Annotated in this window: 12 protein-coding genes and 1 riboswitch; of the genes, 6 read left to right on the top strand and 6 right to left on the bottom strand. The window is 55.5% G+C overall.

Translation table 11 applies throughout. The annotated features are described in order from the left end of the window. From ACXIZX_RS20610 to purD, 3 genes are all read left to right on the top strand, one after another. Window positions 1-233: hypothetical protein (locus ACXIZX_RS20610; RefSeq protein WP_479404835.1), on the top strand; the 233-nt coding region annotated here is incomplete at its 5' end. Between the two features lie 53 nt (window positions 234-286). Further along, entirely contained in the window at window positions 287-1,876 is a 1,590-nt protein-coding gene (gene purH, locus ACXIZX_RS20605; protein WP_061720555.1) for a bifunctional phosphoribosylaminoimidazolecarboxamide formyltransferase/IMP cyclohydrolase, read from the top strand. Between the two features lie 18 nt (window positions 1,877-1,894). Continuing rightward, entirely contained in the window at window positions 1,895-3,175 is a 1,281-nt protein-coding gene (gene purD, locus ACXIZX_RS20600; RefSeq protein WP_479404834.1) for a phosphoribosylamine--glycine ligase, read from the top strand. A 44-nt stretch (window positions 3,176-3,219) separates the two neighbouring features. Here the strand turns inward: purD and ACXIZX_RS20595 are convergent, their stop codons facing one another. The 6 genes from ACXIZX_RS20595 to nudC form a co-directional block, all read right to left on the bottom strand. Next, entirely contained in the window at window positions 3,220-3,885 is a 666-nt protein-coding gene (locus ACXIZX_RS20595; RefSeq protein ID WP_061720553.1) for a DUF1481 domain-containing protein, read from the bottom strand. A 68-nt stretch (window positions 3,886-3,953) separates the two neighbouring features. After that, window positions 3,954-4,226 carry a nucleoid-associated protein HU-alpha gene (gene hupA, locus ACXIZX_RS20590; RefSeq protein WP_007886275.1) on the bottom strand — a complete coding sequence of 91 codons (273 nt, stop codon included), beginning with the start codon at window positions 4,224-4,226 and terminating at the stop codon, window positions 3,954-3,956. A gap of 188 nt (window positions 4,227-4,414) precedes the next feature. Then, window positions 4,415-5,005, bottom strand: a complete 591-nt coding sequence (locus tag ACXIZX_RS20585) for a YjaG family protein (protein ID WP_061720552.1) — start codon at window positions 5,003-5,005, stop codon at window positions 4,415-4,417. A 62-nt stretch (window positions 5,006-5,067) separates the two neighbouring features. Continuing rightward, the gene (gene nfi, locus ACXIZX_RS20580) at window positions 5,068-5,736 is read right to left on the bottom strand and encodes a deoxyribonuclease V (protein WP_008108420.1); all 669 of its coding nucleotides are present in this window, start codon (window positions 5,734-5,736) and stop codon (window positions 5,068-5,070) included. A gap of 2 nt (window positions 5,737-5,738) precedes the next feature. Then, entirely contained in the window at window positions 5,739-6,806 is a 1,068-nt protein-coding gene (hemE, locus tag ACXIZX_RS20575) for a uroporphyrinogen decarboxylase (protein ID WP_008108418.1), read from the bottom strand. 39 nt (window positions 6,807-6,845) lie between these two features. Next, window positions 6,846-7,619 (bottom strand): NAD(+) diphosphatase, encoded by a 774-nt coding sequence (gene nudC / locus ACXIZX_RS20570; protein ID WP_479404833.1) that lies wholly within the window; start codon window positions 7,617-7,619, stop codon window positions 6,846-6,848. 88 nt (window positions 7,620-7,707) lie between these two features. Between nudC and rsd the strand changes: the two genes are divergently transcribed. From rsd to thiE, 3 genes are all read left to right on the top strand, one after another. Next, complete coding sequence (rsd, locus tag ACXIZX_RS20565; RefSeq protein WP_179453235.1) at window positions 7,708-8,214, top strand: sigma D regulator; 507 nt, start codon at window positions 7,708-7,710, stop codon at window positions 8,212-8,214. A 235-nt stretch (window positions 8,215-8,449) separates the two neighbouring features. Next, window positions 8,450-8,550: riboswitch (TPP riboswitch) on the top strand. A 90-nt stretch (window positions 8,551-8,640) separates the two neighbouring features. Continuing rightward, on the top strand, window positions 8,641-10,563 hold the full coding sequence (thiC, locus tag ACXIZX_RS20560; RefSeq protein WP_479404832.1) for a phosphomethylpyrimidine synthase ThiC: 1,923 nt from the start codon (window positions 8,641-8,643) through the stop codon (window positions 10,561-10,563). Then, window positions 10,560-11,207: a thiamine phosphate synthase gene (gene thiE, locus ACXIZX_RS20555; RefSeq protein WP_479404831.1), complete on the top strand. Its 648-nt coding sequence runs from the start codon at window positions 10,560-10,562 to the stop codon at window positions 11,205-11,207. Before thiC ends, thiE begins: the two co-directional genes overlap by 4 nt. The last annotated feature ends 147 nt before the right edge of the window (window positions 11,208-11,354 follow it).

The raw sequence follows: 11,354 nt of genomic DNA, 5'->3' as shown, positions 1-11,354 counted from the left end.
GTTCTCAGCGCGCAACCGCTAAATTCAATAAAAACAACCGTTCGCTGCATTCCACAGCAAAACCCCGCCTTATACGCAGTTACACACAGTGTTATCCACACTCTGCCGCACAAATGAATTTAGGCGAGCATCACGCAAACGTTTTCGCTACAATGCCCGGCGACGTCAAGGATGCCCCTTTTGGGGCGTTACATGAGGCAAGCGTTTCCTTCTATATAGAAGAGAGACACTAAGCTTGATGTAACGCTCTTTTTTACGCGAAACAAAGCCAAGGGATAAAACCACCATGCAACAACGTCGTCCTGTACGCCGCGCTCTACTCAGTGTCTCTGACAAAGCCGGTATCCTCGAATTTGCTCAGGCACTCTCCAGTCGTGGTGTTGAGCTGCTCTCCACAGGCGGTACCGCACGTCTGCTGGCAGATGCGGGCCTGCCCGTCACCGAAGTTTCTGACTACACCGGTTTCCCGGAAATGATGGATGGACGCGTCAAAACGCTGCACCCGAAAGTGCATGGCGGCATTTTGGGTCGTCGTGGTCAGGATGATGCGATCATGGCTGAACACGCCATCAACCCAATCGACATGGTGGTCGTCAACCTGTATCCCTTCGCACAAACCGTTGCCAAACCTGATTGCTCATTAGCTGACGCGGTTGAGAACATCGATATCGGTGGCCCAACCATGGTTCGCTCAGCGGCGAAGAACCATAAAGACGTGGCGATCGTGGTGAAGAGCAGCGATTACGAGGCGATCATTGCCGAGTTGGATGCCAACGAAAACTCGCTCACGCTGGAAACGCGTTTTGATCTGGCCATCAAAGCCTTCGAACACACTGCCGCTTATGACAGTATGATCGCCAACTACTTCGGTAGCCTGGTGCCGGCTTATCACAGCGACAGCAAAGAACCGGCCGGCCGCTTCCCGCGCACGCTTAACCTCAACTTCATTAAGAAGCAGGATATGCGTTACGGCGAGAACAGCCATCAGGATGCTGCCTTCTATATAGAAGAGAATGTTGCTGAAGCTTCTGTTGCCACCGCGCAGCAAGTTCAGGGCAAAGCGCTCTCTTACAACAACATCGCAGATACCGATGCCGCACTCGAGTGCGTGAAAGAGTTCGACGAAGCCGCTTGCGTGATCGTTAAACACGCTAACCCATGCGGCGTGGCGGTTGGCGGTTCGATTCTTGACGCTTACGAGCGCGCCTACAAAACTGACCCGACTTCTGCTTTCGGCGGCATCATCGCTTTCAACCGCGAGCTGGACGAAGCCACCGCACAGGCGATCATCAGCCGTCAGTTTGTTGAAGTGATCATCGCGCCATCCGCCAGCGAAGCAGCACTAAAAGTGACCGCCGCTAAGCAGAACGTACGCGTTCTGGTGTGTGGTCAGTGGCAAGGTCGCGTTGCGGCGCTGGATTTCAAACGTGTTAACGGCGGCGTGCTGGTTCAGGATCGCGATCTGGGCATGGTCGATGCCAGCCAGCTGCGCGTTGTCAGCAAGCGTCAGCCAACTGAGCAGGAACTGCGTGATGCGCTGTTCTGCTGGAAAGTGGCGAAGTTCGTTAAATCCAATGCCATCGTCTACGCACGTGACAATATGACCATCGGCATTGGCGCCGGCCAGATGAGCCGCGTTTACTCGGCCAAAATTGCCGGCATCAAAGCGGGTGACGAAGGTCTGGAAGTGAAAGGCTCCGCGATGGCGTCTGATGCATTCTTCCCGTTCCGCGACGGTATCGACGCGGCAGCGGCTGTCGGCATCAGCTGCGTGATTCAGCCAGGCGGTTCAATCCGTGATGATGAAGTGATTGCCGCCGCTGATGAGCACGGCATCGCGATGATCTTTACCGACATGCGTCATTTCCGCCATTAATTGTTGGGAGCAGTACAGATGAAAATTTTAGTGATTGGTAATGGCGGACGTGAGCACGCGCTGGCATGGAAAGCGGCACAATCGCCACTGGCTGAAACCGTGTTTGTCGCGCCAGGCAATGCGGGCACCGCACTTGAACCGGCTCTGCAGAACGTGGCAATCAGCGCCACTGACGTTCCCGCGCTGCTGGCTTTTGCGCAGCAGGAAAAGATCGACCTGACCATCGTTGGCCCGGAAGCACCGCTGGTGATTGGCGTGGTTGATGCGTTCCGTGCTGCAGGTCTGAAGATCTTTGGCCCAACGCAAGCCGCTGCCCAGCTGGAAGGCTCAAAGGCGTTCACCAAAGATTTCCTGGCACGTCAGCAGATCCCTACCGCCGAATACCAGAACTTCACCGAAGTGGAGCCTGCGCTGGCCTATCTGCGCGAGAAAGGCGCACCGATCGTCATCAAAGCTGACGGTCTGGCCGCCGGTAAAGGCGTGATCGTGGCGATGGAACTGGCTGAAGCAGAAGCTGCAGTACAAGACATGCTGGCTGGCAATGCGTTCGGCGATGCCGGTCACCGCATCGTGATTGAAGAGTTCCTTGATGGCGAAGAAGCCAGCTTTATCGTGATGGTCGACGGCAACAATGTGCTGCCGATGGCCACCAGCCAGGATCACAAGCGCGTCGGCGATGGTGATACCGGTCCAAATACCGGCGGCATGGGCGCGTATTCTCCGGCGCCAGTGGTGACCGATGAGATCCACCAGCGCGTGATGGATCAGATCATCTGGCCAACCGTTAACGGTATGAAAGCTGAAGGCAACATCTATACCGGCTTCCTGTACGCCGGTTTGATGATCGATAAAGCCGGTCAGCCTAAAGTGATCGAATTTAACTGCCGCTTTGGCGATCCGGAAACTCAGCCGATCATGCTGCGTCTGCAATCGGATCTGGTTGAGCTGTGCCTGGCTGCTGTAGACGGCAAACTGGATCAGCAAACCTCGCAGTGGGATCCGCGTCCCTCTCTCGGCGTGGTGTTAGCGGCGGGTGGTTATCCGGGCGATTACAACACGGGCGATCAGATTCACGGTCTGCCACTGGAAGAAGTGCCGGACGGCAAAGTGTTCCACGCTGGTACCACCATGAAGGACGATTTGGTGGTGACCAACGGCGGTCGCGTACTGTGCGTGACCGCGCTGGGCGACGATGTAGCCGCAGCGCAGAAGAACGCTTATGCGTTGGCGCAGCATATTTCGTGGGATGGCAGCTTCTGCCGCCGCGATATCGGTTACCGCGCAATTAACCGCAAATAAGTACGCAAAGGGGCACAGCAAGTGCCCCTTCTCTTATCCACCTGCTAGAAATCACTCTCTTTTGGCTGCCAGCGGCATTCGTCATCCGGCGTAGCACGTAGCAGTTGCACACCTTCCGGCGCTTCCAGCCATGACACCATTAATGGCGCAGACTGGCTCTGCTGCTGCCGACCTAGCGTATACAGCGTTTCGCGATCAAAGGCCGCATTCACCAGCTTGTCATCGCACTCTCGTACCTGATTTCCGCCCAGCCAATGGCCCTGACGCAGCAATACGCGGCCTGCAAGCAACGCATTGCTCTGATCCAACATGCGCTGCGCATCGAAGCGATACAGCTCAACGCTATCAGCGCTGACTGCTTCACGTCGTCCCGCCAGCTGGCGCTGCATGAAATTGAGATTGCCCTGATGATCGAAGCGTAAGGTGACATCGTCCGGCTGTGCACCGGCAACACGTCGTTCGACGCTAATCAGCTTCTGCTGCTGCCAGTTGTAATCAGTGGTTTCCATCGCATCGCCATTAAACGGCGTGAAGACCGTACGCAGGTGAACCACTTGATGGTCGCTATTCTTGCGCCAGATGCGTACAGTGCCGCGGTCGGCCAGGTAGCCGCTCGCCGTAAAGGCAGGAAGATCAGGAGTGGAGCTACAGCCCGTGAGCATCGCACCAAATAATAGGGCGCAAACGCGCTGAGGAATTGAATTCAGCATGGCAGGTCCCGGCAACAAAAAGGGGCGCTAACGCCCCCTCTTTTAAAGCTAAACCGCAATGCGGAAACTTACTTAACAGCGTCTTTCAGAGCTTTGCCTGAAACGAACGCTGGCACGTTAGCCGCTGCAATTTTGATCTCTTTGCCAGTCTGCGGGTTGCGACCGGTACGCTCAGCGCGGTGGTTCACTTTAAAAGTACCAAAACCAACCAGTTGTACAGCATCACCTTCTTTCAGAGACTCAGTGATCGCAGCCAGGGTAGATTCCAGCGCAGTCTTAGCCTGGGTTTTAGACAGGTCAGCTTTCTCTGCGATCACATCAATCAGTTGAGTCTTGTTCATAAGTTATCCTTAAAGTGTATTTATCGCTTGCTAAGCAACGAGTGCGAGGGAAAAGCCCTTCTCAGGCCTTGTTCAGCCGGTACGCACCGATAGCCACAATTTTCAGCCCCCCAAATGTAGACCAGACAGGGGGCCGATGTGAAGCCTCCAGGCGCGGTAATTCGGGCCTGAAGTCACGTTTTCTTGCCTTATTGCTGAAAAAGTATACCGATGTTACTGATTCCCGCTTCGCGCAGGTCTGCACGCAGGCCTTTAATCAATTCCAGGTCGCGCTCTTCGCACTCAGACAGCAGGCGGAAAATCTCCCACTGCAGGTCCCATTCATCGATTACCGCCTGATTTCCGCGCAGCTCTTCGTCGGTCATTTCGCGACCGGCCTGCGTCATTTCCAGAATCGCCACGGTGGTGATCGATGTACGGCTGACTTCAACGGCGTGCTCCAGCGTTTCACCGCTGAGCTGTGCATGCAGCAGTTCACTTAATGCCACGCAGGCATCAATCGCCGGATGTACACCGTAAACCTCGAAATCGTCACCATCAGGGATCGCCGCTTCAAATTTCTCCAGCTGACCGTCGAAATTGATTTTGGCATCTTTCACCGTCAGGCTTTCCCAGATCAGATCGAGGATGCGGCGATAGAGTTGCGGATCGGCGAATTCGGTCTGCTGACAGAAAGCCCAATAGTTGGGGAACATACGCTCGCACAGGCAGGCCATGAAAGTCATATGCTGCCAGCTTTCAAGCTTCGCCAGACGCAAATGGACGGGGTTCTGTAACATCAAACTTACTCTCAATAGGTTAGCTGGCGGCAGTGTACCGCAAAAGCCGGGCACAAACAGCGTTAAGGCGTATTTTGCCAGCGCAGAAAGGCCGGGCGTCCAGAGGCGACAGCATCCGCCCAACGCGTAGGTTCCGGTAAACGATAGCCTGCAGTACAGGCTTCCACCCAATGCAAGGCGCTATCCATGCTGACACGATGGCCGGTGGAGATAAACAGTGGATTACAGCGCGCTTTACTGCGCCATACCCAGCCAATCTGTTCACCTTTGTCGAGTAGCGGCTGGCGACTGCCTGGCTCAGCGTCCAGCTCAGCAAAACGTCCGCATAGGCGCTTCTTCGCCACGCCAATGGTAGGCACATCCACCAGCGAACCGAAGTGCGCCGCTACGCCAAGCCGACGAGGATGGGAAATACCGTGACCATCGACAAACAGCAGATCGGGCATGTGGGAGAGCTGCTGCCAGGCTTCCAGCAGTGCCGGCATTTCGCGGAAAGATAAGAAGCCCGGAATATACGGCATGGTAGTGGCCACGCGTGCAATGCGATGTTCCACCAGCGTTAAGGATGGATATTCGAGGATGACCAGAGCAGCGCGTGTGATCTCACCGCCCTGTTCAAAACCTACGTCGGCACCACCAATAAAGCGCGGCGGCAGTACGTCGAAATCATCCTGCCGCACCACATCAGCAGCGCGTTGCAACTGTTCCTGGCGCAGTGCGGCTAAATCCACTATCAGCCCTGATGATAAGGACGTGACAGACGATGCACCGCTTCTACAAACGCACCGGCATGCTCAGGTGGCACATCTGGATGGATGCCGTGGCCCAGGTTAAACACGTGGCCTTCGCCCGCGCCAAAACCTTCGAGAATCCCGGCCACTTCCTGCTCAATGCGCGCAGGCGGTGCATACAGCATGGAAGGATCCATGTTGCCTTGCAGTGCCACTTTGTCACCCACGCGACGACGCGCATCGGCGATATCGGTGGTCCAGTCGAGCCCCAGCGCATCACAGCCAGTCGCGGCTATCGCTTCCAGCCATTGGCCGCCACCTTTGGTGAACAGCGTAATAGGTACACGACGACCTTCATTCTCGTGCAGCACGCTATCGACTATTTTGTGCATGTAGTAAAGCGAGAATTCGCGATAGTCGCGTCCGGTCAGCACGCCGCCCCATGTGTCGAACACCATGATCGACTGCGCGCCAGCTTTGATCTGCGCATTGAGATAAAGAATCACGCTATCGGCCAGCTTATCCAACAGCTTGTGCAGGGTTTGCGGCTCGGCGTACATCATCTTTTTGATTTTAGTGAAAGCTTTGCTGCTGCCGCCTTCAACCATGTAGGTTGCCAGCGTCCACGGGCTACCGGAGAAACCGATCAGCGGCACTTCGCCTTTCAGGTTGTGACGAATGGTACGCACCGCGTTCATCACATAACCGAGTTCTTGCTCTGGATCCGGCACCGGCAGCTTATCGACATCCGCACGGCAGGTGATCGGATTGGAGAAACGTGGGCCTTCGCCGGTCTCAAAGTAGAGCCCAAGTCCCATCGCATCTGGAATGGTGAGGATATCGCTGAAGAGGATTGCCGCATCCAGCGCATAGCGACGCAGCGGTTGCAGCGTGACTTCACACGCCAGCTCAGCATTCTTACACAGCGACATAAAATCACCGGCTTCAGCGCGCGTGGCTTTGTACTCCGGCAAATAGCGCCCAGCTTGTCGCATCATCCATACCGGCGTGACATCAACCGGCTGACGTAACAGGGCGCGCAGATAACGATCGTTCTTCAGTTCACTCATAATGGGCTCTCTCATGCTAAGGCCGGCAGTGTAGCATTTTCACGCCGTGCTGGCGCGACACAGGGCAACGGTATCTTCAATCAGGCGACGCGCCACCGTGCCGGGCGGCGGTAACAGCGGCAGATCGTCATAGCGATACCAACCGGCATCCAGCAGCTCTTTACCGTCGTGTTGCAGATCGCCGCCATCATATTCCGCCATATACGCCATCATCAGAGAGTGCGGGAACGGCCACGGCTGCGAGGTAACGTAGCGCACGTTTTTCACCCGCACGTTACTCTCCTCCATCACTTCCCGCGCCACCGCTTGTTCTAGCGTTTCGCCCACTTCGACGAAGCCGGCCAGAACGGTATAGATGTTGTTGCGATGGCGCGCATGATTGGCAAGCAGGATCTCATCGCCACGGCGAATGGCCACGATGATGCACGGCGCAATTTGCGGGTAATAGCGCTCGCGGCAGTGATTGCACAAGCAGGCAAATTCGCGTTTGCTGATGTGCATCTCATGGCCGCAATAGCCGCACCAGCGATGCGAGCGGTAAAACTCTGCCAGCTGCACGCCACGTCCGGCGATTTGGAACAGGCCAACATCTTCATCAATCAATTGACGCACAGAGCCCATGCTGTCCGGGCGCGGCTCGCGTACCAGCCAGACATTCTCGCCCTGCCACTCGCCAATCAAAATGCCGTTGCTGCCGTTCAGGCCAAAATCGCTGGCTAAGCCATGCGGCAATTCACCCTGCGGCATCCAAAGTTTTTGCTCATGGCTGACAACCCACCAACCAGCGTCTAAGCTTGAGATCTCACGTTGCATCTTAATCGTTGTCCTTAGCGTCAAATCGCACGCTGAAATCCTAATATTAAGTGTGTAATAAACAACTATAACCTACCTGGAGCCCCATATGCTTAACCAGTTAGAGAACCTGACAGAGCGTGTAGGTGGCAGAAATGAATTGGTGGATTCATGGCTGCGCGCCCGTCGACAGCTGCTCGTCACTTACTACGAGCTTATTGGCATGAAGCCACAAAAAGATGCGTTAACTGCGCTGGATGAACAGGCGCTCGATGCGTTTTGTCACAACCTGGTGGATTACCTGTCTACCGGCCATTTCAGCGTGTATGAACACATCATTAGTGAGATGCAGGGTGATAGCCCATTAATCGTGGCCGCGCAGATTTATCCGGCACTTGAGGCGAATACCGATCGCATCATGCAGCTCTACGACACCCATCTGCAGCAAGCGATTAACGATGATAATTGCGTGGATTTTCAGACCGCGCTCTCTGAAGTCGGCGAGGTGCTGGAATCGCGCTTTACGCTGGAAGATAAGTTGGTGCAGCTCGCCTGGGACAACCAGCTGGCGCGCCCGCCGGTTGCCAACGACAGCGTCATCGCCCGCCCGGCTTAGCATCCCGAAGATGTAAAAAACTTGTTATTCAAGAAAAGCCCTCTTATGCTGAATGGGCTTTTTTTATTTCTTCTTTCAGAAGTATGAAGAGTAAGGTTTTGCGGTTTAAGCGTAGCGTGCGCAGCCAGTTTGCACTCGGACAGCGCGCAGGGACCGGAGCGTACACGTAGTACGTGACGGTCACGAGCACTGCCCAGGTGCAAAATGGCAAGCAAAGTAGCTTAAACCACAAAACACAACCTTGTCGGAGTGCCCTCCGGGGCTGAGACCGTTAATTCGGGATCCGCGGAACCTGATCAGGTTAGTACCTGCGAAGGGAACAAGAGTAGACATCATCAGCACGTTGCAAGCTGGCGCCCAGCATCGTCGCTGTTACTCCTTCCGAACTCTGGACAAGCAACTTCCAACCTTTACCGGAAACTTGCTATGTCTGCTAAAACTTCTCGTCGTGAACAACGCGCTCAGGCGCAAGAATTTATCGATTCTCTGCAGGGAACCGCTTTCCCCAACTCCAAACGTATCTGGATCACTGGCAGCCGCGCGGATATTCGCGTGCCGATGCGTGAGATACAGCTCAGCCCGATGCACATCGGCGGCAGCAAAGAACATCCGCAATATGAGCCGAATGAAGCGGTGCCGGTTTATGACACCGCCGGTGCTTATGGCGATCCTCAAGCCACTATTGATGTGCATCAGGGACTTGCAAGACTACGCGCCAACTGGATCGAAGATCGTGGCGACAGCGAAACCATCCACCAGCTAAGTTCCAGCTACACGCAGCAACGTCTGGCCGATGAAGGCTTGGATCACCTGCGTTTTGAGCATCTGCCACAACCGCGCCGCGCCAAAGCGGGTCGCCGGGTTACCCAGCTGCACTATGCACGTCAGGGCATCATCACGCAGGAGATGGAGTTTATTGCGCTGCGCGAAAACATGGGCCGCGAGCGTATTCGCGGTGAAGTGCTGCTACAGCAGCATCCGGGCCACAGCTTTGGCGCTAATCTGCCGGAAAATATCACCGCTGAATTTGTCCGCCAGGAAGTCGCCAGCGGCCGCGCCATCATCCCTTCTAACATCAACCATCCCGAATCCGAACCGATGATCATTGGCCGCAACTTTCTGGTGAAGGTAAATGCCAATATTGGTAACTCGGCGGTGAGTTCATCAATTGAAGAAGAAGTAGAGAAGCTGGTGTGGTCGACGCGCTGGGGCGCAGACACCGTGATGGACCTCTCAACCGGCCGCTACATTCATGAAACGCGCGAGTGGATTTTGCGAAACAGCCCGGTGCCAATTGGTACAGTGCCGATTTATCAGGCGCTGGAAAAGGTGAACGGCATTGCAGAAGATCTCAACTGGGAGATTTTCCGCGACACGCTGCTGGAGCAAGCGGAACAAGGTGTCGACTACTTCACCATTCACGCTGGCGTGCTACTGCGCTACGTGCCGATGACGGCCAAACGCCTGACCGGCATTGTGTCGCGCGGCGGCTCGATCATGGCGAAATGGTGCCTGTCACATCACACCGAAAGTTTCCTCTATCTGCACTTCCGCGAGATTTGTGAAATTTGTGCCGCCTACGATGTGGCACTGTCGCTCGGCGACGGCCTGCGTCCCGGCTCGATTCAGGATGCCAACGATGAGGCACAATTTGCCGAACTGCATACGCTGGGCGAACTGACTAAAATCGCCTGGGAATATGATGTGCAGGTGATGATTGAAGGTCCGGGCCATGTGCCGATGCAGATGATTCGTCGCAATATGACCGAACAGCTTGAGCATTGTCACGAAGCCCCGTTTTACACGCTTGGCCCGCTCACCACCGATATCGCGCCGGGCTACGACCATTTCACTTCTGGTATCGGCGCGGCCATGATTGGCTGGTTCGGCTGCGCCATGCTGTGCTACGTGACACCTAAAGAACACCTTGGTTTGCCGAATAAAGATGACGTGAAGCAGGGGCTGATCACCTACAAGATCGCCGCACACGCGGCGGATCTGGCGAAAGGTCATCCCGGTGCGCAGATCCGCGACAATGCGATGTCGAAAGCGCGTTTTGAATTTCGCTGGGAAGATCAGTTCAATCTGGCGCTCGATCCGCACACCGCACGCGCCTATCACGATGAAACTCTGCCGCAGGAATCGGGCAAAGTCGCGCACTTCTGTTCGATGTGCGGACCAAAATTCTGCTCAATGAAAATTACTCAGGAAGTGCGCGAGTTTGCCGCCCGCCAACAGGCTGAAGCTCAGCCGATAGAGATTGGTATGGCGCAAATGTCGGATGCCTTCCGCAATCGTGGCGGCGAGCTTTATCACGCTGCCGATACCCTTAAAGAGGAAAATGTATGACCGACGCCTTTCCTGCCACGGCCCCAAAACTGGGGCTGTATCCGGTTGTTGATAGCGTGGAATGGATCGCGCGCTTGCTGGAAGCCGGTGTGCGCACCATTCAGCTGCGCATCAAAGATTGTGAAGATCATGAGGTGGAAGATGCCGTGCGCGGGGCGATTGCGCTTGGCAAACAGTATCGCGCTCGGCTGTTTATCAATGATTACTGGCGATTAGCCATTAAATATCACGCTTATGGCGTGCACCTTGGCCAGGAAGACCTCGATGTCGCCGATCTGGCGGCCATCCGTGAGGCGGGATTGCGCCTGGGTTTATCGACGCATGATGATGCCGAGCTGGATCGGGCTCTGGCGCTGCGCCCCTCTTATATTGCGCTTGGCCACATCTATCCTACGCAAACCAAAGACATGCCTTCTGCACCGCAGGGCGTGGTGGAATTGAAACGCCATCTGACGCGTTTACAGGATATGCCAACTGTGGCGATTGGTGGTATTTCACTGGCGCGCGTGCCTGAAGTGCTGGCCACCGGCGTGGGCAGTATTGCGGTGGTGAGCGCGATTACCCAGGCCGCAGACTGGCGCGCAGCAACGCAGCAGTTGCTGTCACTGGTGGAAAATGGAATCGAACCTGCAAAAGCAATGTAATGCGTGGTAAGTAAGGATGAAACGCTGGAATCTGCCGCGCAGCAGCGTGATGTGATGGCTAGCGTCCTTTCCTGATAAAGCTAAAGTGTGCCTGCCCGCTGTCGCTTGCAGCGGGCCAGGGCTGGTCTTAACCTCTCCCAGCCCTGC

It is taken from the genome of Candidatus Pantoea symbiotica (assembly GCF_056491525.1).
This window is presented reverse-complemented; position numbering and strand designations above follow the sequence as displayed.

Bases quoted from the DNA above. Each gene is read 5' to 3' on its own strand.
- purH (WP_061720555.1), top strand. From the start codon at position 287: ATGCAACAACGTCGTCCTGTACGCCGCGCTCTACTCAGTGTCTCTGAC.
- purD (WP_479404834.1), top strand. From the start codon at position 1,895: ATGAAAATTTTAGTGATTGGTAATGGCGGACGTGAGCACGCGCTGGCA.
- ACXIZX_RS20595 (WP_061720553.1), bottom strand. From the start codon at position 3,885: ATGCTGAATTCAATTCCTCAGCGCGTTTGCGCCCTATTATTTGGTGCG.
- hupA (WP_007886275.1), bottom strand. From the start codon at position 4,226: ATGAACAAGACTCAACTGATTGATGTGATCGCAGAGAAAGCTGACCTG.
- ACXIZX_RS20585 (WP_061720552.1), bottom strand. From the start codon at position 5,005: ATGTTACAGAACCCCGTCCATTTGCGTCTGGCGAAGCTTGAAAGCTGG.
- hemE (WP_008108418.1), bottom strand. From the start codon at position 6,806: ATGAGTGAACTGAAGAACGATCGTTATCTGCGCGCCCTGTTACGTCAG.
- nudC (WP_479404833.1), bottom strand. From the start codon at position 7,619: ATGCAACGTGAGATCTCAAGCTTAGACGCTGGTTGGTGGGTTGTCAGC.
- rsd (WP_179453235.1), top strand. From the start codon at position 7,708: ATGCTTAACCAGTTAGAGAACCTGACAGAGCGTGTAGGTGGCAGAAAT.
- thiC (WP_479404832.1), top strand. From the start codon at position 8,641: ATGTCTGCTAAAACTTCTCGTCGTGAACAACGCGCTCAGGCGCAAGAA.
- thiE (WP_479404831.1), top strand. From the start codon at position 10,560: ATGACCGACGCCTTTCCTGCCACGGCCCCAAAACTGGGGCTGTATCCG.